Origin of the sequence: Desulfobaculum bizertense DSM 18034 (genome assembly GCF_900167065.1) — a bacterium.
GTDB lineage: Bacteria > Desulfobacterota > Desulfovibrionia > Desulfovibrionales > Desulfovibrionaceae > Desulfobaculum > Desulfobaculum bizertense.
Map to the genome: position 1 here is coordinate 315,103 of NZ_FUYA01000003.1, position 22,137 is coordinate 337,239.

Sequence of the window (22,137 nt, forward strand, 5' to 3'; positions counted from 1 at the left end):
CAGACAACCGCCACAAGGTAAAAAGGAAATGGGGTCTATCGAGGCATCTTGTCCGGGTCCATGCCGTATGGAGCAAAGTCCCGCTTAAAGACATCGAGATCCTCACGACGCTGCCCATAGCCAAAGGCATCATCCAGCGTCAGCCAGATGGGGTGCGAAGCATGGATATTGTCGATGGACCATTCTGTGAAGTGATGTGCCCACATATCGCCCTTGGTGAACGGACACACAGCAACACAGTTTGTGCAGCTCATGCCATTTTCGTCCCAGAATCCAAGGCACTTTTTGTAGTCATTATACCACTTTTTCACGCCGCCATTGTTGCACTCATTGCGCGGTTCCCACGTCTGCTCACCTTCGGTGATACACTTGGACGGGCACTCGCGGGCGCATTTTTTACAGTAGTTGCAGAACTGCTCAACGCCAAACTTGATGGGCTTGTCCGGAACCAGCGGCATATCCGTCAACACCTTGCAAAGGCGCACACACGGGCCATACTCAGGCGTGATGATGACGCCCATGCGACCGGGTTCGCCAATACCGGCCTCAATAGCCAAAGGCACAGACAATGCGGTGTCGTTCTTACATGGAATTGCAGTGTAGCCCATGCAGCGGATGTACTCAGCAAGAGCAATGGCAGCCCAGCCCATTCTGGAATAGCCAAGAGCATCACCAATACCCGCAGCAGGACCGGGAGAAGACTGAATCAGGGTACGGGGCATTTCCACGGCCATGACAACCGCGTACTTCACCTTGCTTGGAATAATCAGCTCGTCCTTGGTCTCCTGTGGGCGATCAACATCACGGAAAACAATCTTCTGGGTTTCCGGAGTGTCCGGGCTGTACACATTGCGCTGCGTGCTTTCATAGACCCACTTGTGGTCGAGCTTGCACACACCAACAAGGTTGGCACCACCAAGACGGGCAGCAATCTTGACCTGCTTGGTAAATTCTTCAGGCGGAAGCTCAGACTTGGGGAAAGAGCCAAGGTCGGCAGAGGTAATGTGATTGTCCCATGCCAGCGGACCGCGGTTCTCATGGCCTTCACCATGGTTACCCGTCAGGCGGTTGCCAGACTGCATTGCAGCCTCAAGACCGTTCACAGCTCTGGCGTCATCAAAGGTACCGACCTTGATATCCTTGCCGCCCTTACCCTGCTTGAGGTTCTTGATTAAATTTCTGCCATACGGTGCCCAGTGGCTTTCGCCAATGTCACGGGAATAGGCATTGAACGCGATATTTGCTGTAGAAAAACGCTGGTAGCGGCTTTCGTCCACGAGGATTGGGTTTTCCACCGTGGTGACACAGTTTTTTCGAAAGTCCTGAACTTTTTTCTCATCAGCCTCAGCCTTGGCAATTGCCTCGGTCAGAGCCAGCGGACTTGCAGCTGCTGCACCAAGTCCACCAAGGGCAGCCTTAGCAAACTGCCGACGGTTCATAGACGTTTTCTTGTTGTCTTTCTTCTCTTTTTTCAAAATCAGTCCCTCATCCTCAAAAAATATATCTTCAGACAGCGCCTAAGCCTGCTTTCTTTTTTTCCACCACAAACGAAGTACCGGACCAGTCAAGGCCCACAGCACAGTAACAATTCCATAGCGGAAACCAGAAATAGGTTCGTACTCCGCGTAGCTTCCCGTCACCAGACTGACGAGAACAAAAAACGTAATGAGCCAAAACAGGGACAAAAGCAGTCCCGGCACATCGGCTTTGCCAAATTCAATTTTCATATGGTTCCTCCTCAAAAAATGAACCCTGATACCCATGCGACATGGTCAGGGATCCCTTGCATCACTTCTTTTGAGCAACCCATGTGCCGAATGTGCTAACATGTTCTTTTTGTGAACTTTTATGCAAACCCGAAAGCTCTTTGGCACGCAAAAAGTGTGTCACAAATGACACACTTCCCTCCGAGAACGGTGCAGTGGCAAGGCATGACGGTATATGCCCGATTTGTTCTCAACATGGGTCATATTTGACCCAACGCAAAGAAATCGGTACATGCGGCGGAGTATTTCACAAGAATTCATGATTTTTTTGGGGGAAAAGATGTCTGACAAAAGCGTTGAAGCCTTGCGGGAAGAACGTCTCGCTCTCCGGCGCGAGATATGCACACTTGCGCGCGTCAAAGAGGCCGTTGAGCTTGATGACTTTGGAATTATCAAACTCATCAACACCATGATGGCATGCGTTTACCGCTTTCGTTTTGACCCGCCAGTCCCCATGAATGAGATTGACGATCTGGAAAACAGAACGAGCCAAATTTCTTTTATGAGCACGGGAACAGAAGAGCTTCTGGGGTATGCTCCCGAATACTTTCTGGGAAGAGACGGCAAGGTCATGCTGGACAGGATACACGTGGATGACTCTCCCCACATGTTCACAGCACTCAAAAAATCCATGCGAAACAAAGAAATGTGCCGTCTTTCGTATCGCATTCGATCCTTTTCTGGAGAATACCGCTGGATATGGGAGCGCTGTGTCGGGAGTTATAACGACAAGGGCGAGTTAACACATGCCCAGGGCCTGATGACAGACATCGGCGAGCAGCACAGACAGGCATACCAGCTGCGCCGGGACCTGACCTTGCACCACATTCCAGCAGGTGATCGCTACAAGTTCGACAATATTATAGGAAAAAGCGAGGCCATGAAAAAGGTCTACAGCGCGATTCTTGATTCCTGCGAGGGAAATTCGCACATTGTACTGTATGGCGAATCTGGCACAGGAAAAGACCTCGTCGCCCGCTCCATCCATTCCCTGAGTGACCGTGCAGAACACGCCTTTATTCCTGTAAATTGCGGAGCGATACCAGACTATCTTTTTGAGAGTGAATTTTTTGGCTACAGACGGGGTGCGTTTACCGGAGCCATTCGCGACAAGAAAGGCTTTATGGACCTCGCGGACAAGGGCACGCTTTTTTTGGATGAGATCGGAGAAATCAGTCTTTCGAATCAGGCAAAACTGCTTCGAGCCGTGGAAGACGGCGGTTTCACCCCACTTGGAAGCAACGAATTTCGCAGACCCAACGTCCGAATCATTGCCGCGACAAACCGGGATCTGGCCGAGGAAGTCCGAAAAGGGAAATTCCGGGCTGATCTGTATTATCGTATCCATGTCATTCCGATTAATATCCCTCCCCTGCGGGAACGGGGCGAAGATATTTTTCTCCTGACGGATTACTTTCAGGAACAGATCTTGGGGCAAGGAGTCAAAAAACTCCCTATCAGTGTTTTCGCTGCATTTGAAAAATACTCATGGCCGGGGAATATCCGCGAGCTTCAAAATGTCATCCAGCGTTACCTGACCACGGGAGAGCTAGGCATCCCCTCGGATACCCGCTTTGGAGATGAAACATGCACACTGTGTACGCTCAAGGCTGATAAACTGGAAACCGCTGTGACGCAGTTTGAAAGCCAGTATATTCGGGCGGCGCTGGAAGCGACCCACTGGAATCGAACAACAGCAGCACAGCGGCTTGGAATAAGTCGAAAGACGCTGTTCCGAAAAATGAAAAAGTGCGGCATCGACTAAGCTCATGCCCTAAAGACCGCATACAGAAAAAACAAAAGCCCCAGTCACGCGGACTACGGGGCTTTTTTTGTGCTCAATGGCAAAATCGGGCAACACCAGCAGCCTTGAGGAGGCCAACCAGACTTAACAGAGCTTGGCGCCAAGAGGGACGTTCTTGTCTGGCACACAAAGGACAATGTTGCCATTTTCATCAGGAAAACCTGTAACCAGACACTCCGACATAAACGGGCCAATCTGCTTCTTTGGAAAATTCACGACCGCGACAATGCGCCGTCCTATCAACTCTTCTGGCGAATACTGCACAGTAATCTGAGCACTCGACTTGCGCTCACCAATCTCCGAGCCAAAGTTTATCCACAACTTGTACGCAGGCTTGCGAGCCTCTTTAAAACGCTCTGCTCGTACAATCTCCCCCACCCGAAGCTCAACATTCTCAAAATCCTGCCACGCAATAGTCTTCATGAGAAAGCCTTTAAAAAAAATCATACCTAAAAAGTATTTATTATCTGGTTGAATACTTATTTCTCGACACAAAAAAACCACAAACCTTCTCGTTTGCAACACCAGTTTTTTTAATTCATTTTATAATAATCGACACCTCTTTGACTTTATGAAGTATATTCCTACATATAAAATTATTGTAACCAAAAGACTTTCACAATTTTAATCAATAATAAAAAATTATATTTTTTGTAAAATTCAACAAAACATTTTTCATAAAATCATGTAGCAATTAAATTATCTTTCAAAAAATATTATTATAATCTTTTTTTAAATGACAATCGAATATACTAAAGATCATCATCCGTATTCTTAATACAATAAAAGAAAAACCCTCTTTGTATTTTCAACTATTAAATTGTTTTATTTTTTTGCTTTACTTAATACTCTTATAGAATTATTTGTTAACAGTTTTTTTTCCACACTAATATTTTAGCCCTTCTGTTTATTTGCTAATCTATTATATTTGTTTTTAACTATAGAAGACGGCAAAAAGCAATACATCCCTTGAGCAAACCAGTGAGAAGTATCAATCAAAAAAGGATCTTATTCCTGCAAGGCCCCATGGGAAGTTTCTTCCATAGATTTCAGAAAAAACTTAAAAAAAAAGGCATTACGACTTACAACATTTGTTTTAATGGAGGCGATTGGCTCTTCAATCATAGCACTAACTGTATTCCCTACACAGCACCCAAAGCACAGTGGGGTAATTTTTTCCTTTCAGTGTGTGCTAAAAAAAGTATAGATGCTGTAATCCTTTTTGGCGACTGCCGATACTACCAAAAAGAAGCAGTTACTTTATGCAAAAGAGGGAATATACATGTCTATGTTTTTGAAGAAGGATATATACGCCCTAACTTCGTAACCTTCGAAGATTACGGTGTAAACGGTAATAGTTTACTTCCAAAGTCAGCAGATTTTTATAGCAAACTTCCAAAATCATATTCTACAAAAAAAAATTACCCATCAGAGAATAAAAAAGTGTTCTGGATGGGACTCGAAGCGACTTTATACTATATTGCTATGTCCATTGGAGTTTTCTACTTCCCCTTCTACGAACACCATAGAAACAAAAAGCTCCTTCCGGAGCTGAAAATAGCAATCAAATCGTTGCTCATGAAATATAGTGTCAAAAATAATGATGCAAAAATTGAAGATTATATACGAAAAAAGCTAAAGAAAAAATACTTCCTCATCCCTCTTCAAACACATAACGATTTTCAAATACGAGCACATTCTAAATTCGAAACAATCGAAAGATTCATAGACTACGTTATGCATTCTTTCGCCCGATATGCTCCACCTCAATTTTCCCTTATTTTCAAGCACCATCCTGTCGATAGAGGAAGAAAGAATTACACATCATACATCAATACACTTTCCCAAAAATACAACATCAAAGACAGAGTCTTTGTAACGCACGATATACACCTTCCCTTAGCCATCAAAAACGCTAAGGGAGTTATTATTATAAACAGTACCGTTGGTTTATCTTCTTTATACCATGGAACTCCAACAAAGACATTAGGGAAAGCGATCTACGATATAGCGGGACTCACTGCTCATAATGTTCCTTTACGACAATTTTGGACACAGCAACCGACCCCAAACAGAAAACTCTATCTCAAATTTCGCAACTACCTCATTGAAAAAACACAGTTAAACGGGAGTTTTTGGGGAAATTTTCCTTCAGGACTAAACTTCAACACCTCAAACACATACCAGCCTCTAAACCACCAACGCCGTGGCTTACATAAAATACACAGCAATGAATCATCTTTTTAGAAAAGCACTGAACGACAAAGAATTTCATATAAAAGCCTTTGGTCTTTATATGATTCTTGTTTTATTTTTCCTCTTTTTCCTCACCAAAAACTTATACAGGTCAGAAGCTTCATTCGTCATAAAGACCATTGATTCATCAAAAGAACATGAGGTTGGTGTTCCTATTTTTGGACTAACAGGAACTTCCTCAAAACAGGACTCAGAAATTCTCATTGAATATCTAACCACACCAGACACTCTAGACATTATAGACAAACGGCTCAGTCTTTCTGACCACTTTGCATCCTTTGAAACAGGCATATCAGAACGCCTCTGGCCATGGTCAACCAAAGAAGAAAAACTCGCACTTTATCGCAAACGCCTCAATGTCTTTTGTGATGAAAACGGATCAATCATTCACATCCAGTTTGATTCTTCAAAACGCGAACTATCGCAAAAAGTGGTCACAGAGCTCTTATCTCAGGGACAAATTTTTTTAAATAACATGAACCAAAACAAGGCCTATCGAAAGACTATTTTTTCAAAAAAACTCATGCAGTCTAACAAAAAGAAGCTCAATCAAACGATTTCCGAACTGGAAAAATTCCAGACATCGCACTCTCTTGTTGATCCTCTTTCTGATGTTGGAGTCCAAAGCACCATCCTCGCCGACCTAGAAGGAAAAAAAGTCGCAAAACGAGTCGAGCTCAACAATCGGCTCAAATTCATGCGTAATGATTCCGTTGAGGTCAGTGCCCTTCGCAATGAGATTGAAGAAATTGAAAATTCTATAGCTCAAATCCGTGGCCACCTTGTAGGGACAGACAAAGAGCACCTGAATTCCCTCTCTTTTGGTTATGAAAAAATAAAGCAAGAGCTAAATTTTGCTACCAAGGCATATGAACAAGCTTACTTGCAATATCAATTAGCAAAGATAGAAGCCGAAAAAGAAGCAAAATTTTTCCAAATCGTTTCTCACCCAACGATACCTGATGGCCATGTAGCTCCTGTTCGACTTCGTTTTATTACTATTGCTGCATTTATTTTTTGGGCAATCCTAAAAATACTTCAACTGAGTGTCGCCATCATTGATGAGCACCAAGACTAGCCGGAGCGACCGATGAGAATCCTTCTTATTACTTGCCTTGTTTTCTTCTCAATGGCCTGCCAGGCAACAGCACTGGAAGTTTCAGTTGGAGAATCCCTATCGACAACAAGCGAAGAAAACACAAACGCCACCGAAACCATCCTCTCTAAGGATTCACAGGTCTTCGGAGCATCTATTTTTGATGGATCATTCTCGAAAACAACACTGCCAAGCTATAACCCTCACTATATTATATCAATTGGTGACACTGTAAGTCTCCGCCTCTGGGGATATATAGAACTCCAGCAAGAAGCAATCGTTGATATACATGGGAATATTTTCATTCCTAAGATTGGCACTGTGAACGTTGCAGGACTTCCTAACAACAAATTAAACACTGTTGTTAAAAATTTAGTACGCAAAAAATATAAAGATAACGTTTTTGTTTATGCGTTCATAAACAAGTCACAACCTGTCTCAGTATTTGTCACTGGCAATGTAAAAAAACCAGGCCTCTATCAAGGCATGTCATCTGACTCCATTGTTCAGTATTTAGACAAGGCTGCGGGGATTAATCCGCATAGCGGAAGCTTTCGAGTCATAAATGTACTAAGGAACGGACAAGTCATTCACTCGTTTGATCTTTACCATTTTCTTGTATCAGGAGAAGTTGATCAATTCCAATTCCGAAATGGGGATTCCATCAACGTTACAAACAAAAAAAATAGCATTTCAGTTTCTGGAAAAGTAAATGTCCCTGGTGATTTTGAATTCACTGCAGAATTAATCCCTGCAAACACACTTCTTCAACTAGCTCAAGCATCCATAAAATCAACAGGGATTAATATTTCTGACTGGAAAACAAATGGCAAAACCACCATAAATTTTATTCCACGCAAGGAATGGAACCATACGTTCATTCATGCAGGGAGCTCTGTTGAGGTCGTAGCTGACTACCAAGACACCAAATTAAAACTTTGCATCTCTGGTGAGCACACAGGGAAAAACACCTTAATTCTTCCTCGAGACGCTACACTTAATGAAGCATTCAAAGAGATACAATTTACAAAATTCTCTGCATCAAAATCTGTACAAATATTTCGTAAAAGCATTGCGGCAAAGCAAAAAGAGCTACTGGACGCAAAGCTCAGTGAGCTTGAGTCTCTTGTTTTGACATCAGGCGCAGCAACAAAAGATGAAGCTTTACTCCGAAAAAACGAAACAGAATCAATCCTTGAATTCATCAGACGGGCACGCCAGATCGAACCAAGAGGACTAGTTATCCTCCCTGAATCCACAAACAAAAAAAGTTTTGTTCTCGAAAAAGAAGACACACTTTACGTTCCTAGAAAGTCCAGTCTCGTCCTCGTGAATGGAGAAGTTGCATTCCCTGGCGCTCACTTATGGAATCAGGACAAGTCAATCAAAGACTATTTGAACCAATCCGGTGGATTAGGCCAAAGAGCAAATGAAGAATACATCCTTCTTATTCATCCCAACGGATCTGTTGAACGCTGTGACTCCAGTTACAAACGGCGGAATATGCTTGTATCACCTGGAGACTCAATTCTTGTCATGCCTCAAATTGAGGTAAAGCATCTTCAAATTGCTCGCGACGTGACTCAAATTTTATACCAAATAGCAGTGGCAACTGGTGTTTTGTTAGCTATTTAAGAGTATTATTATGGAAAATTGTATAGAAATCGCCAAGAGAACCTTCTCTATTGAAGCTGCATCTATCCAAAACCTGACAAATACAATTGGTGACGACTTCAAAAATGCCGTTAAAATAATGCAAAACTGCAAAGAGCATGTTGCTGTTTCAGGCATGGGGAAATCAGGTCTAATCGGTAAAAAGATAGCAGCAACACTTGCAAGCACAGGCACTCCATCTTTTTTCATGCATCCGGCAGAAGCCGCCCATGGTGATTTTGGAATGCTCAAAAAAGATGATGTTCTCATCGCCATTTCTTACTCTGGTGAGACAGAAGAAATTCTTCGAATTGTTCCTCTCGTCACACGTATGAGGGTTCCGATTATAGCAATTACAGGCAACCCGCACTCAACATTGGCCAAAGCAGCTACAGCTCACCTCGATGTCTCTGTTAAGCAGGAAGCATGCCCGCTCCAGCTGGCACCCACATCATCGACCGCAGCCACATTAGCTATGGGTGATGCCCTTGCAATGGCAATAATGGAATTAGATAACTTCACCCCCAGAGACTTTGCATTTCGTCATCCTGGAGGAAGCCTTGGAAAGCGTCTCTTGACGCAGGTTAAAGATGCAATGGATTCACGCTATCTCCCTATTGTCCCACCTGAAATGACTCTAAAAAAAGTCATTTCTATCATGAATACAGGGATGAAGGGAATTGCTGTGGTTACAAAGGATGACAAAATTCAAGGAGTCATCACAGACGGAGATCTCCGCAGAACCATAGATAAATTTAATGGCTCCTCCCTTGAAAAAAGTGCCGCTGAAGTCATGACAAAAAACCCCGTCACCATCGATGAAAACTGCATGCTGACCGAAGCTGAAGAGCTGATGCACCAAAACAAGATCATCACAATTCCAGTAGTATCAAATGCTCATAACAAAAGATTAGTGGGCATTGTCCAGCATCATGTAATCTAGTCTTTTATTCTTTAAAGTACAATTTAGAAAACAACTTAATACATTAAATATATTCCTGACACTCCAATGAAGAAAAGAACAAGTTTGGATATTGTAAAGTCAGTTGTTTTTGCTCTCATAATACGAGAATTGAAGACTCGATTTGGATTTCACAAATTTGGATACATTTGGGCAATAATTGAGCCAGCTGCTTTTGTGGCTGTTTTTTGGGTTATTTTTGAATTCCACATGCGAAAAACTCTTCCTGGAATTGATTATCCAATGTTTGTTCTGACAGGAGTAGTCCCGTGGTTAATGTTGAAGCAAATTGTTTTCAGATCACTCGGAGCCTTTCAAAGCAACATCGGGCTTTTTCAATATCGCCAAGTCAAACCGATTGATACGCTTGTTGCTCGATCTATAATCGAACTAATATTAAGTTCCATCGTCTTCCTCCTATACATTGCAGTGGGGGCCAGCCTTGGTTTTAATGTTAGTATTCATAATTTAATAGGACTCACCGGAGCAATCACTACTTTCTTTCTTTTTTCTTTCTCGTTGGGGTTAGTGTGTGCAACAATTGGTGTTTTCTCAGAGAATTTTAAAAAAAGTATCAAGCTTATATTTCGCCCATTGTACTTTATCTCTGGAATATTTTTTTCAGCACACATAATTCCAAAAACGTACACTGAAATTATGTTACTGAATCCAATCCTTCACTTTATGGAACTAATTCGAAGTTGCTACTTTTCTGCATACACAAAACCACAATACAGTATTACATATATATTTTCTTTAACCCTTCTACTTACACTTGTATCTTTAGCTGTTTATAAACGACTTGAAAAAAGACTAGTACAGCCATGATTACACTCAAAAATGTAACTAAATATTACAATGTTAAAACACATAAAAAATATATCCTTGATAATGTTTCATTAACCATACCAGGAAAAACTAACATCGGAGTGTTAGGGCATAACGGAGCAGGAAAATCTACTTTCTTAAAAATGCTTGGAGGAATTGACTTCCCCAATTCAGGGACAATCATTTCCACATCAACTTTTTCTTGGCCGTTGTGTTTAACAGGTGGATTTCAAGGCAGTTTAACGGGCAGGGAAAATTCAAAATTTGTATGTCGCATTTTTAGCTCATCACAAGAACAAATCAAAAAAAAACTAAAATTTATCCAATTGTTTTCAGAGCTTGGCGACTACTTTGAGATGCCCATAAAGACATACTCAAGTGGCATGCGTGCCCGTCTAGGTTTTGCAATTAGTCTTGCTTTTGACTTTGAATATTACCTCATCGACGAAACACTATCTGTCGGAGACAAGAATTTTAAAAAAAAATCAAGAGAAGCTCTTCTAGAAAGAATGCAAACTTCAAATATTCTCCTTGTAAGTCATGACCTTAAGGTTACAAGAAAGATGTGCACTAGTGGGATTGTATTAGACAAGGGCAAAATTCATTATTTCAACGAAATTAACGAAGCAATTGCATTCTATAATAGCATTTAGGAGTTATTAATGCGCGCGTTATGTTTTGGGTACGGCTTCCTCACAAAGGGGCTCATCATCCCGATATTGCAAAAGTATGGATATACAATAGATATCGTTTGCATGTCTGATAGCAGTTTTAAAAAAGCTACTTCCGAAGAGCTTCTTATTAATTATTGCAATGGAAAAATAGAAAAAAAAACAGTCGATAATCTTCATTTCACAAAGATTAACGACTTTGACTGTAATAAACTCGGTGACTACAAATTCTGCACAACGGCAATTACATATGAAGGGACAAAAAAATTAGCTCTTCACCTCAACGAATCAGCCCCAAGATCAACATTCTTAGTCTGTGAAAACGACACACACTGCTATGACATTCTCAATTCTTTTAAAAACATCGACGCTATACCAACTATCGTCGATAGAATAATTACAGGCAATTCGTACAATCAAGTGCGAACTGAGCCTTTTTACTTTTGGGGAGCAGAAAAAAAATACCAGTTACCGGAGTTTATAACTCCGGTCGAATCGTTTGCGGACGCCTACAGAATTAAATTTTTTTTGGTGAACACTCTACACGCGATATGTGCTTGGATGGGAGCAACGAAGGGTTTTGAATTTATACATCAATCAGTACTGGACCCACAAATCTCCCAAACACTTAAAAATATCGGAACAGAGCTTTGTGCGATATTAGACAACTCCACTAGCTCAATCGATAGCACCTCAATACTAAAACAAAATTTGACGCGATTTGCGAATACCAAACTCATGGATTCAGTCTTTCGAGTGGGAAGAAATCCCGCTAAAAAACTCTGTCTAGATGAGAGAATTGGCCAGCCAATCTCTTTAGCAAAACAAATGAATCTTCCATTTGAATCAATTGAGTTAGGCGCAGCTTATGCTGTTGATTTCGCTGCAATTGAAGCACGAAGAAACGTAAGAAAGAGCTACAACAGACTCGTTTCTTACTTAGAAGGATAATATAGATGAAAAAGCACGCAGTACTGCTTTGCTCTGGAGTTGGTTCCCGAATGAAATCTTCAATTCCAAAGCAGTACTTAACACTCAACAACAGAGAAATATGGACCTATGGAACAGAAACTTTCCTTAGTTCCCATGAAGTTGACTCTTTAACTATTGTTGCCAGCGAGCAATATGTTCACCACATAGAAAAAAATTTAAAGAAAATACCCAATTCTCAAAAATGTTCAGTGGTGATCGGAGGAAAGGAGCGTTTTGACTCTGCATACAATGCCTTTTGCTCAATAAAAGACACAGATTCTAAAATACTTTTTTTTGATGCTGCGCGACCGTTCATATCAAAAAGCCTCATAAAAAAATGCTTTGATGCTCTTGATGTGTATCCATGCGTCGATGTAGGCATTCCAGTCCGAGACACAGTCTTTGTTGTCGAAGACAATATAATTAAAAAAGTTCCAAATCGGAAAACACTTTTCCTGGGCCAAGGGCCAGAATGCTTCCATCTTAGTTTACTGCGCAAGGCTTTTGAACAATTCCAAAAGACCCCATTCCCTTCAACAAACATTTCAGGGATTGTACAAAAATTTTTCCCTCAAACAAAACTTGGCTTTGTTCTCGGTGAAATTCACAACTTCAAAATTACATACCCTTTCGATTTAGCTTGCGCTGAAGCGTTCCTCAACTCTGGAGACTTTAATGAACATTAAAAAATATATAAAAAAGGCCTTCAAAAAAAAGAAGGTTAAATCCACAGCAAAAAAAATAATCAAGCCAGCACCCGTCGCAAACAAAAAAATTAGCATCAAAAACAAGCTTGATGAAATCATATCTACTCTTGAGTTTACCCAAAAAAAACCCAACTTAACCGTAATTATTCTCGCTATTACAGGTGCAGAATTCTCTGCTAGGACTACTGGCTCAATTTCAAACAATAAAAATCACGATGTTGAATTTTTATTCATTACAAACAAAGCAAAACTAGACAAAAAAAAACTCAACACCCTTCAAAAAAAGACTCCCAATTCTAGAATCATTGACATCACAAGCTCAACCACAGTTTCAGAAGCAATCAACATTGGTTTTGCATCTGCTAAAAGTGACTACGTAACTTTTTTTTGTGAAAACGATGTGTTTGATAAGGAGTTCTGCAAAACTGTTACCAACCACATATCTAATGACCATTTTGATATCCTTCTAACTAACCAACTCAAGAATTCTGAATTAAATCGTTTTTTGAATAACGAGCCTTCCTCAAAAGATTTCTCAGATGCCTTTTTTTATGGATCAGTCATAGCCAAAAAGGCCTGGGCAGACCTGGCTACCAGTACGTCTCAACCAAAACTTGATCATTGGAAATTCATACTGGGTTTTAACGCTAACTCTTTAAAAGAAAAAAAAATTATAAAAACGAACAAAGAGCTGTCATACACAACAGGCAACGAGCCTAACCCTACGCTTCGGTGCTTAGCTGGTTATTTTTCAGATATACAAAAAATATCCTCACTGATTCATCAAAATAAAATAGATAAAGACCAGACACTAGCGAGTATATATAAATTCATTCGTCTCATATTAAAATCTGATCCCCCCATGCTTAACAAAAGACTTTTAGCTTGCATGACAGCGATCTTTATAGCTGATTTACATTCCTGTTACGGAGAATATGATTTTGAGAATTTAAAAGAAAAAACTTCAGATGTTCTTAACTTTGGACAAGGGCTCAAGTCGGAAGAAGCCTATAAGATAATGACAGAGCTTCTCCCACACTATACACATTTTGATTCTTATGATTTAGGGGTTATCGAGACAAGGTACCTCGAAGACTTGCGAGAGGATTTTCTTCCTCGCCTTCGTGAAAAATATAAAACAGTATACCTCACAAAACCACAATACTACGGGTATCACTGGTTTAACTGCTTAGTGATGCGGGCTCAAATCAAAGACACAAAACTTATTCTTGCAACAAACAGCATTCATAAATTCATTTCTGGCGGCAAACCTGTCTTCCAGCTTTGGCACGGGCTAGGCCTTATGAAAAAAGTTCTTGACTTAAAAACTAAAGAATTTCCACAAAAATACGCTGTTTGTTCCTCTAAAGAATGCCAAGGCGAAATGTCCCGAATTTTCCAAATCCCCCCAACCAGTGTATTTCCTTGCGGTACAGCTCAGACTGACAAACTTTTCAACACGGAGAAAGCAAAGCGAGTCAAAGCTGACATACGGGGAAAATACAATATACCTAAAAACAAAAAAATTGTGTTCTTTGCCCCAACCTTTCGAGCTGGAACTCCTCATTATTATGACATTGGATTCTCCGTGGAAAGCCTTTCACAGCAGCTCGAAAATTCTCCATACCTCATCATTGCAAAAAAGCACCATGTTTTTAAGCACATCATGAATAAAACAGGACAAGACACATGCAATTTTTATACATCAAACAACAAACAATTTATTGTCGATGATGAGCTTTCCTTTTTTGATCTACTAATGGCTTCAGACATTTTCATAACAGACTACTCTTCGAGTATTTTTTATGCAGTGTTGAGAAATATCCCTGTTGTTTTTTACACGCCAGACCTTGAAAAATACCTCTCAGGAGACAATGGACTCTTAATTGATTTCAAAAAAGAGGTTCCTGGGCCTGTTATCGAAGAAAAATCAGAGTCTAAATTAATTGAAGGAATAACTGAAAGTTATCAATACGTAGATACAGATAAATATTTAAATTTTAAAAAAAAGCATGTTGGATCCTGTGATGGAAACGCAAGCTCAAGAATCATTGAAAAAGTTCAAGAAATAATCAAGACAAGAGAACATTTTGACTCTATACAAAATTAAAAAAGCTTTTCAGGTTTTATATCTTGTTTTCAATTTCTTTTGCAAAAAAAAAATTACTCTTTTTTGCAATGAACACACCAATGATATTTTCCAAAACCTTCAGTTAGTGTACCAAAGCACATCTCGGTTGCACCCCTGTTTGTTCATCTCAATAAACAGACGCAGTCTCCTTTCTGCTGTCAAATTTGCTTGGGTATTATCAAGGGCAAAAACCGTCGTTATAGATGCCTCAAACAGCTTTCTTTCTTCTATAACTCTTTCTCCACATACTACAGTCGTTCAACTGTGGCATGGAGGGGGAGCATTTAAAGGGGTGGGTTTTAACGCCCCCCCTGTTCTCACTGAGTCAGAAATAAAACGAATTCACAGACTCCACGGCTACTATGACTACGCTATCGCAACGTCATCCTCTCCTTTTATTCTTGATACCTATGCAAAATCCTTCAATCTCTCACAAGACCGTGTGCTTCCTTTAGGTTCTCCTCGAACGGATATCCTTTTGAAGGACAAAGGGCAGAGGCGAAAACTCCTTCGGGAAAAGTATAAGATAAGCGAAAATTCCATTGTCATTCTCTATGCACCTACTTTTCGAACGAATTTAAAGCGTGAGTTCCCAGTTTTTCTGGATAAAAAAGAATTAGTTCGGCACCTACCTTCCAATTATACACTTTTTTACAGGTTACACCCTTCATCAATTTCAGAAGGAATTTCCCAGCCAACTCAGAATAACTGGACTGAAGAGGAATACTTAACGTGTATCCTTGCCGCAGACATCTTAATTACGGATTACTCTTCAATCATTTTTGATTTCTCTGTAACCCAAAAACCTATCTTCTTCTTTATCCCAAAGGAAAATTATAACCGAAAACTCACAACCACACCTGAAGAACTTCTCCCTGACCATGTCTTTCGTAATGAAAAAAAACTCGCACAAACTATTTTAACATGTGAAAAACATTCAAGCGCTAGCAAGCAACTGTATCAAAAGCATATGGGCGCCTGCGATGGCTTTTCTACACTCAAAATTTCTCATTTTTTAGACTTTTTAATAACAGCAAACAATAACCTTAACAAAACACTTTGCAATGGAACCAATTATAATAACAGAAAATAACTGCGAAGGACTACACGGATACAACAATACAATCGAGGGGAATTATAAGCTCATAAATTCAAAAATTATATTTCGTGGAAGAAACAACAAAATAAAATTTAATGGAAATGTTTCCCTTACGGGATCGAGCATTAATTTTAATGCAGACAACTCTCTTATTGTCATTAATGAAACACGACACCACAACTTAAAAATAGCTTTATCTGTACACAACAATAATGTTATATACATTGGCAAGGATCTCTTCACTAATAAAAAGGTTCAAATAATTCTATCTGAAAGTACAAACGTACTAATAGGAGATGACTGCTTATTTTCTCGAGGTATAGTATTTAGAACAGGAGATGCACATCCCATTTACAACGCACTAAATGGGCTCAGAATTAACCCCAGTGGATCTATATGTATAGGAGATCATGTATGGATCGGTGAAAATGCATATCTGCTAAAAAACACACAAATAGGTTCAGGAAGTATCATTGGAGCAAACTCTACAATTACAAACAAACTCATCCCGTCAAACTCAATCGGAGCAGGATCTCCTTTAAGGATTATAAAAAGAGACATTTTTTTCACCAAAGAATCTATTCACCGTTGGACGCCTAAAATAGTCTTTGACAAAAAGAATTCTACAAAAAATGATTTCATCTTTACCTGTTCCCCACAGCGTGGGCTTGATCTAAAATCTATCGACAATCTTTTAAAAACAACTTCATCCTCCGCAAAAAAAGAACAGGTACTTTACCACAATCTATTCGAATCAACTCAAAAAAATAGATTTTTTATCCCTTAGCGCCTTAAAAACAATCATTCATAAACAGATGCAGAATAAACAGTCCCTTAGCACACATTCTCAAGGAATACTGAAACACCGACTCCTCTCCACCGCGATAGGCTCAATGGTTCAGGCAATATCTCATGATACAGTGAACACTGCTATTGCTGGCTGGGGGATGAAGCAAAACACTCTTCGATCCCGCGAATACGCAAAAGTTCACCAGTTACCGTATTATACCCTTGAGGATGGTTTCATTCGATCTATAGGGCTTGGTGTCAACAACGCCGAGCCCTTTGGCTTTGTTCTTGATTCACAGGGCATTTTTTATGACTCTCATCACCCTTCTGACCTCGAAGACATCATCCGAAATGCTGAGTTATCTCAAACAGAGCGCTCACGGTCGTGTATAAAAAGAATCGTTTCAATTGGAGCCTGCAAATACAACAACACTTGGGCAAAGCCACAACTCCCCCCGCGGAGCGGTCCCCGGGTGCTCATCATAGATCAAACCGTTGGAGACCTTTCTGTCCAACTCGGCGGAGGATCTGAACAAACATTCAATGAAATGCTCCATGCCGCTCAAATGCAATTTCCAGAGGGAACTCTTATTATCAAGACACATCCTGATGTTATTGCAAAAAAAAGGAAAGGATACCTTACAGAAAAATTACCCTCAAATGCATTCCTCCTCAAAGAGGACTGCAACCCCATCGAGCTTCTCAAACAAGTTGACTCCGTTTTTACGGTCACATCACAAATGGGATTTGAAGCTCTCATGGTCGGCAAACCTGTTCATTGTTTTGGACTTCCCTTCTATGCAGGTTGGGGACTCACTCATGATCAGCAAACATGCTCTCGCAGAGGATGTCCAAGAACTCTTGAACAGGTTTTTGAGGCTGCGTACCTCCGTTATTCACAATATGCCGACCCCGTTCTTTGTGAAAAATGCTCTTTAGAAAAAATACTCCAACGAATCGAAATCCAAAAAAAAGCCACACTCCAAAGCCCTGCAAAAATATTCTGCTTCGGCTTCAGTCTATGGAAACACAAATTTGTCCAAGGATTCCTCCCGGAATCTTCTCCTCACCCCCATTTTGCTTCTTCTATAAAATCAGCAGAACGTCGCGGCATGACGCCTCAGTCCCATGCTGTCATTTGGGGACAAAAATATGGAGACAAGTTTCGGTGCGAACTCCAAAAAAAACACATTCCAGTGGCACGAATGGAAGATGGTTTTATCCGCTCTGTTGGACTTGGAGCTGATTTTATTCCTCCACTATCTCTCATACTTGATTCTCGAGGCATTTATTTTGATCCTCGAACGGAAAGCGACTTGGAGTGGCTCCTTAATCACCGAACGTTAAGTCTTACAGAAAACAGTCGAGCTCGAAAGCTCCAGTCTTTACTCATTGATGGGGGGGTCACGAAGTATAACTGGGGAGACAGCTCAGCAAAGCCTCTCTTCCCTCATAATAAGAGCAAAAAAATACTTGTTCCAGGTCAGGTGGAAGATGACGCATCAATACGCCTCGGAACCCTTGACATCCATACCAATGCTCAACTGCTAGCAGCTGTACGAGACGCCAACCCAGAAGCCTTTATTCTCTATAAACCCCATCCGGATGTTCTTTCTGGGAACAGAAAAGGATCCCTTTCTCCCCATGAAGAGACATTAGCAGATGCCATCGTCTCGGATACAAGGATGGATCATTGCCTTGAGCTTTGTGATGAAGTCCACACAATGACTTCACTCGCAGGTTTTGAAGCTCTCATTCGCGGGAAAAAGGTCTATACATATGGCATGCCTTTCTATTCAGGCTGGGGCCTCACATCTGATCGACATCGTGTCACTCGCAGGACAAAGCATTGCTCCCTCGAAGAACTCATTTTCTGCACTTTGATTGAGTACCCGCGATACGTTGACTATGACACTGGTTTTTTCATTTCTCCCGAAGATGCGATTAAAAAAATAGAAAAAAATACATCTCTCGAAAAAGCACATAAGAAGACGCCAAAGCTTACGCATTGGCGCCTCAAAATTGAAAATCTTGTATCCCTTCTCAAGGATTCCATTTTCTACACTTAGAAAGAATAGCACAAAGAAAGGCCAGCTCTATCCAATCCAGGATTTGGGCTGGCCAAATTTGCATTAGAAATATGGTCGTATGAAAGGAGCGTTGCTATATGCTTCGTAAATTTATAACCAATCCCTGCATGAAGGCGAAAAAGCCCTCGAGACCCCAAACGCTGTTCATCTGGATCATGTGAGCTAAGCTTTCCAGTATGGATTGCCCCCCCAAAGGCTCCTTCAATAAAAATTTTTGGATAAAAATCATAGGTCCAAGTCAACCCCGCATAAGCCTGTGAAGTTTTCCCTTCTGAATGCAGCCCCCCACCAAGATGCAAGCGAGGAGAACCTATTGCTTCCCACGCTCGTCCTTGGAATTCCTTAAACAAAACCTCACCATTAACATCGACTCCATCTTCTCGACTTTTCCCCGTTACGCCAAGATCATGCGCCAAAACTCCAATCCGTAGCTCCGATATACTCACAAGATTTTCGGAATAGGCAACAGGAATTTGTTGAAAGACAACAAAGGCGATACACAACACATAAACTATCAGCTTCATGCCCTCTCCTTTTTCTCATTTCACAAATTGCCACCTTAATGAGTACATTCCTTTTCACCACTAAATTTTAAAAATATAGACTAGCTATACACACAATTTGACAAAAAGTCTTTGAATCACCAATAAATTTAATCCACTCCACAAAAAAGCCCCCTACGAAAAAATCGCAAGGGGCCAAGATTCTGAACTCTGGCAGAGGCGTTCAGCGATGAGCCAAGAGCTAGGACTTAGAACTGTTCATTGTCGCCAGCGTCTGCGTAGTACAGATTGTTAATCTGCCAACGTTTGATACGGCATGCAGCCCACGGTGCGTAGAGGCCAAAGGTCACGATAGACAGTATAATAATCAGAAGCCATGTGACAAAGAATCCCGCACCTGTTCCCATGAAAACAAGCTGCTTTCCATCAACGTAGGTATTTTTGGCAATCCAGCGCTGCTTCGCAGAATAGGCCCACGGCCAGTAAATTCCAAAGGTGACAACAGTCAGGACTGTCGTCCAAATTGCCAGCCACCAGTAGCTTAAACCTCTTCCCTCAAATCGAAATGATCCATAGGGCATGGTACTTCCCCTCTTTTTGTAAAAATTTGTCCTGAGTCTCATTCGAAAAACAGGCTTTCTCGTTTATACCACGTCTGCACGCCTAACGGCACACGCCTATCCTTATTTTCTGCCAATTTTCTCTCACAACACCACGCTCTGGCCCACAGCCATGCCATCAAAAATCTGGCATTCTCTCTGTTTCCCGTTACAGGCATTTTATTTGCATTCTCATCCTGAGTTGCGAGATGCAGCCAAGGGTACGGAGCTGATTTGTACGGAAATCAGGGGCATTCACTCAAAAAGGTGAACAATGACTCAAAAAAAAAGACATCTTTTTGACGGCCCTCTTCAACAACAGTTACGCTGCGTCTCACAAAGGCCTTTGACACCACCCCTTTTACAAAACAAAGGCAAAAGTTCAATCGTTTACCAGAGCAAGGTGCTCATGACAGGAGTTTTCAATGTCCGCTCCACTGATTTCTGTTGTTCTCACATCATACAATCACGCCGAGTTTCTCCGTGACTCTATCGAAAGCGTTCTCAGCCAAACTTACGAGAACATCGAACTTATCATCTCTGATGATGCATCAACAGACGGTTCACAAGACATCATTCGCTCGTATGATGACCCCCGGATTCGAGTCATGCTGTGGGACAAAAACCGCCGCAGAAAAAACCACGCTCAGGCCTATTACGCAGCCAAAGGTGATTTCTTTGCCATTCATCATTCAGATGATCTCTGGTTACCTGACAAGCTGGAAAAACAGCTCAAGTATGTCCAAAACCCTCGTGTTGGAGCAGCCTTTACTCAGGTTCAGGGAATCGATGACAAAGGCAACTCCATTTCTGACAGTCTCGTTGCTCCCTTTGCAGTAAAAAACATGAGTCGCCATTCATGGCTTCGTGAATTTTTCTTTAACGGGAACCGACTCTGCCACCCGTCAGTCCTCCTCCGAAGCGAATTTATTCCTCTGGTGTATCCAAAGGCATCGTCTCTCATTCAGATTCCAGATCTTCGAGGCTGGGTACGCTTATGCAAAAAGTCAGAAATTCGGGTTCTTCCGCAAAAACTCGTTAAATTCCGTATCCACTCAGACAACTCGAATCTCAGTGCGTTTGGAGTCGACAACTACATCCGCTTCCAAAATGAAATGCGCTACCTCCTTGAGGAATACACAAGCATCACCGATCCCGATGAACTCCTCAAAATCTTCCCAGAAATTGAGTACTTCCTGGTTGATGGAGAAATGGACACAGGCTTTGCCCTTTCCCAACTGCTTTTGTCGCAGAAAAACTCCGGTCCTCATCTCAATCTTGGAATTGAAATGCTGTATTCCATTCTTGATGATCCAGACCGTGCAGACTTCATTGAAAAAAACTACAATTTCAATGCAGAGTCCCTTCGCCAGCTTGTCACGAAACACGATATTTATGCACACAGGACAATGCACATGCTTCAGGAAGTCGTTCGCGAAAGGGAACAGAAAGAGCACCACTAAGGGCTGAATATTTATACAGCAATTTTTTTCACTGCATAAAGGAATTTCCAATGAGCATGCCACAAAGTCATTACGATTGTTTAGAACGCCCCAAAACATGTGCTCCTGACGATTTTTGGGGTCAGGTTCGCCGAACAGTAAACGGCAAACCTATTTCAGAGGAACAGCTTGAACTCATTTTTTCCATGGTCAGAACAGCCCTTCACTTTGAAAAAGCTGACACGCTGCTCGACCTCGCCTGCGGAAATGGTGCCCTTGCATCGTATTTTTTCGATGAAATCCACGAGTATCTTGGCGTCGATATGTCCCCATACCTGATTGAAGTTGCCAAGAAGAACTTTGAGAATACCCCTCGCTACAGTTTTTTGGAAAACAGCATTAATCCCTACAGCACGGAAGAAAAGCTTCCCGAGCGCTTCACAAAAATCTTACTGTATGGAGCTGTCGCGTACCTTTCCAAAGACGAGCTTCGAGAATTGCTCACAACGCTTCGGACTCGCTTCACTCACGTTTCACGCTTCTTTATTGGCACCATTCCAGACCGCGACTGTGCAAAAGCTTTTTTCCAGGAACGCCCAATGCTTCCGCTCGACGACCACACCACGGCCATCGGTCTGTGGTGGACAAGACATGAATTCCAGACGCTGTGCGAAGACTGCGGCTGGACAACACAGCTTGTTGACATGCCTCAAGACTTTTTCCAGTCGCACTACCGCTTCAATGCGGTGTTAACCCCAAAGGCATAAGCA

20 protein-coding genes are annotated in these 22,137 nt (G+C 41.5%); 15 read left to right on the top strand and 5 right to left on the bottom strand.

Annotation, left to right across the window (positions count from 1 at the left end):
• Positions 1-35: 35 nt before the first annotated feature.
• Positions 36-1,475, bottom strand: a complete 1,440-nt coding sequence (locus B5D23_RS06405) for a reductive dehalogenase (protein WP_078684582.1) — start codon at positions 1,473-1,475, stop codon at positions 36-38.
• A gap of 42 nt (positions 1,476-1,517) precedes the next feature.
• Positions 1,518-1,727 carry a hypothetical protein gene (locus tag B5D23_RS06410; protein ID WP_078684583.1) on the bottom strand — a complete coding sequence of 70 codons (210 nt, stop codon included), beginning with the start codon at positions 1,725-1,727 and terminating at the stop codon, positions 1,518-1,520.
• 319 nt (positions 1,728-2,046) lie between these two features.
• On the opposite strand from B5D23_RS06410, the gene B5D23_RS06415 reads away from it, so the two are divergent.
• Positions 2,047-3,531, top strand: a complete 1,485-nt coding sequence (locus B5D23_RS06415) for a sigma-54 interaction domain-containing protein (RefSeq protein WP_159445937.1) — start codon at positions 2,047-2,049, stop codon at positions 3,529-3,531.
• A gap of 123 nt (positions 3,532-3,654) precedes the next feature.
• Here the strand turns inward: B5D23_RS06415 and B5D23_RS06420 are convergent, their stop codons facing one another.
• A complete protein-coding gene (locus tag B5D23_RS06420) occupies positions 3,655-3,993 on the bottom strand; it encodes a tRNA-binding protein (RefSeq protein ID WP_078684642.1) in 339 nt (112 codons plus the stop codon).
• 546 nt (positions 3,994-4,539) lie between these two features.
• On the opposite strand from B5D23_RS06420, the gene B5D23_RS06425 reads away from it, so the two are divergent.
• From B5D23_RS06425 to B5D23_RS06480, 12 genes are all read left to right on the top strand, one after another.
• Positions 4,540-5,817, top strand: coding sequence for a capsule polysaccharide biogenesis protein (locus B5D23_RS06425; RefSeq protein ID WP_144012568.1), 1,278 nt, complete (start codon positions 4,540-4,542; stop codon positions 5,815-5,817).
• On the top strand, positions 5,801-6,904 hold the full coding sequence (locus B5D23_RS06430; RefSeq protein WP_078684586.1) for a KpsE/RkpR family capsule polysaccharide export protein: 1,104 nt from the start codon (positions 5,801-5,803) through the stop codon (positions 6,902-6,904). Before B5D23_RS06425 ends, B5D23_RS06430 begins: the two co-directional genes overlap by 17 nt.
• A gap of 12 nt (positions 6,905-6,916) precedes the next feature.
• Positions 6,917-8,557 carry a polysaccharide biosynthesis/export family protein gene (locus tag B5D23_RS06435; RefSeq protein ID WP_078684587.1) on the top strand — a complete coding sequence of 547 codons (1,641 nt, stop codon included), beginning with the start codon at positions 6,917-6,919 and terminating at the stop codon, positions 8,555-8,557.
• Between the two features lie 10 nt (positions 8,558-8,567).
• Complete coding sequence (locus B5D23_RS06440) at positions 8,568-9,518, top strand: KpsF/GutQ family sugar-phosphate isomerase (protein WP_078684588.1); 951 nt, start codon at positions 8,568-8,570, stop codon at positions 9,516-9,518.
• 66 nt (positions 9,519-9,584) lie between these two features.
• Positions 9,585-10,364: an ABC transporter permease gene (locus B5D23_RS06445; RefSeq protein WP_078684589.1), complete on the top strand. Its 780-nt coding sequence runs from the start codon at positions 9,585-9,587 to the stop codon at positions 10,362-10,364.
• On the top strand, positions 10,361-11,017 hold the full coding sequence (locus tag B5D23_RS06450) for an ABC transporter ATP-binding protein (protein ID WP_078684590.1): 657 nt from the start codon (positions 10,361-10,363) through the stop codon (positions 11,015-11,017). Before B5D23_RS06445 ends, B5D23_RS06450 begins: the two co-directional genes overlap by 4 nt.
• Positions 11,018-11,119: 102 nt before the next feature.
• Positions 11,120-11,986, top strand: coding sequence for a mannitol dehydrogenase family protein (locus B5D23_RS06455; protein ID WP_159445938.1), 867 nt, complete (start codon positions 11,120-11,122; stop codon positions 11,984-11,986).
• Positions 11,987-11,991: 5 nt separating this feature from the next.
• Positions 11,992-12,693, top strand: coding sequence for an IspD/TarI family cytidylyltransferase (locus B5D23_RS06460; RefSeq protein ID WP_078684592.1), 702 nt, complete (start codon positions 11,992-11,994; stop codon positions 12,691-12,693).
• Positions 12,683-14,824: a CDP-glycerol glycerophosphotransferase family protein gene (locus tag B5D23_RS06465; RefSeq protein WP_078684593.1), complete on the top strand. Its 2,142-nt coding sequence runs from the start codon at positions 12,683-12,685 to the stop codon at positions 14,822-14,824. The genes B5D23_RS06460 and B5D23_RS06465 overlap by 11 nt, the downstream gene beginning before the upstream one ends.
• Positions 14,805-15,938 carry a CDP-glycerol glycerophosphotransferase family protein gene (locus B5D23_RS06470; protein ID WP_159445939.1) on the top strand — a complete coding sequence of 378 codons (1,134 nt, stop codon included), beginning with the start codon at positions 14,805-14,807 and terminating at the stop codon, positions 15,936-15,938. Before B5D23_RS06465 ends, B5D23_RS06470 begins: the two co-directional genes overlap by 20 nt.
• Complete coding sequence (locus B5D23_RS06475; RefSeq protein WP_078684595.1) at positions 15,910-16,731, top strand: acyltransferase; 822 nt, start codon at positions 15,910-15,912, stop codon at positions 16,729-16,731. The genes B5D23_RS06470 and B5D23_RS06475 overlap by 29 nt, the downstream gene beginning before the upstream one ends.
• Positions 16,732-16,837: 106 nt before the next feature.
• A complete protein-coding gene (locus B5D23_RS06480; RefSeq protein ID WP_159445940.1) occupies positions 16,838-18,802 on the top strand; it encodes a capsule polysaccharide biogenesis protein in 1,965 nt (654 codons plus the stop codon).
• On the opposite strand, the gene B5D23_RS06485 is transcribed toward B5D23_RS06480, so the two are convergent.
• Positions 18,799-19,347: an acyloxyacyl hydrolase gene (locus B5D23_RS06485; RefSeq protein WP_078684597.1), complete on the bottom strand. Its 549-nt coding sequence runs from the start codon at positions 19,345-19,347 to the stop codon at positions 18,799-18,801. The two genes, B5D23_RS06480 and B5D23_RS06485, sit on opposite strands and share 4 nt — an antisense overlap.
• A 227-nt stretch (positions 19,348-19,574) precedes the next feature.
• Positions 19,575-19,907, bottom strand: coding sequence for a DUF898 family protein (locus B5D23_RS06490; protein ID WP_078684598.1), 333 nt, complete (start codon positions 19,905-19,907; stop codon positions 19,575-19,577).
• 443 nt (positions 19,908-20,350) lie between these two features.
• Here B5D23_RS06490 and B5D23_RS06495 point away from each other — a divergent pair, with 443 nt between their 5' ends.
• Complete coding sequence (locus B5D23_RS06495; protein ID WP_078684599.1) at positions 20,351-21,388, top strand: glycosyltransferase; 1,038 nt, start codon at positions 20,351-20,353, stop codon at positions 21,386-21,388.
• A gap of 50 nt (positions 21,389-21,438) precedes the next feature.
• Positions 21,439-22,134 (top strand): class I SAM-dependent methyltransferase, encoded by a 696-nt coding sequence (locus B5D23_RS06500; protein WP_078684600.1) that lies wholly within the window; start codon positions 21,439-21,441, stop codon positions 22,132-22,134.
• Positions 22,135-22,137 lie beyond the last annotated feature (3 nt).

Bases quoted from the DNA above. Each gene is read 5' to 3' on its own strand.
- B5D23_RS06410 (WP_078684583.1), bottom strand. From the start codon at position 1,727: ATGAAAATTGAATTTGGCAAAGCCGATGTGCCGGGACTGCTTTTGTCC.
- B5D23_RS06415 (WP_159445937.1), top strand. From the start codon at position 2,047: ATGTCTGACAAAAGCGTTGAAGCCTTGCGGGAAGAACGTCTCGCTCTC.
- B5D23_RS06420 (WP_078684642.1), bottom strand. From the start codon at position 3,993: ATGAAGACTATTGCGTGGCAGGATTTTGAGAATGTTGAGCTTCGGGTG.
- B5D23_RS06430 (WP_078684586.1), top strand. From the start codon at position 5,801: ATGAATCATCTTTTTAGAAAAGCACTGAACGACAAAGAATTTCATATA.
- B5D23_RS06435 (WP_078684587.1), top strand. From the start codon at position 6,917: ATGAGAATCCTTCTTATTACTTGCCTTGTTTTCTTCTCAATGGCCTGC.
- B5D23_RS06440 (WP_078684588.1), top strand. From the start codon at position 8,568: ATGGAAAATTGTATAGAAATCGCCAAGAGAACCTTCTCTATTGAAGCT.
- B5D23_RS06445 (WP_078684589.1), top strand. From the start codon at position 9,585: ATGAAGAAAAGAACAAGTTTGGATATTGTAAAGTCAGTTGTTTTTGCT.
- B5D23_RS06450 (WP_078684590.1), top strand. From the start codon at position 10,361: ATGATTACACTCAAAAATGTAACTAAATATTACAATGTTAAAACACAT.
- B5D23_RS06455 (WP_159445938.1), top strand. From the start codon at position 11,120: ATGTCTGATAGCAGTTTTAAAAAAGCTACTTCCGAAGAGCTTCTTATT.
- B5D23_RS06460 (WP_078684592.1), top strand. From the start codon at position 11,992: ATGAAAAAGCACGCAGTACTGCTTTGCTCTGGAGTTGGTTCCCGAATG.
- B5D23_RS06465 (WP_078684593.1), top strand. From the start codon at position 12,683: ATGAACATTAAAAAATATATAAAAAAGGCCTTCAAAAAAAAGAAGGTT.
- B5D23_RS06475 (WP_078684595.1), top strand. From the start codon at position 15,910: ATGGAACCAATTATAATAACAGAAAATAACTGCGAAGGACTACACGGA.
- B5D23_RS06480 (WP_159445940.1), top strand. From the start codon at position 16,838: ATGGTTCAGGCAATATCTCATGATACAGTGAACACTGCTATTGCTGGC.
- B5D23_RS06485 (WP_078684597.1), bottom strand. From the start codon at position 19,347: ATGAAGCTGATAGTTTATGTGTTGTGTATCGCCTTTGTTGTCTTTCAA.
- B5D23_RS06490 (WP_078684598.1), bottom strand. From the start codon at position 19,907: ATGCCCTATGGATCATTTCGATTTGAGGGAAGAGGTTTAAGCTACTGG.
- B5D23_RS06495 (WP_078684599.1), top strand. From the start codon at position 20,351: ATGTCCGCTCCACTGATTTCTGTTGTTCTCACATCATACAATCACGCC.
- B5D23_RS06500 (WP_078684600.1), top strand. From the start codon at position 21,439: ATGAGCATGCCACAAAGTCATTACGATTGTTTAGAACGCCCCAAAACA.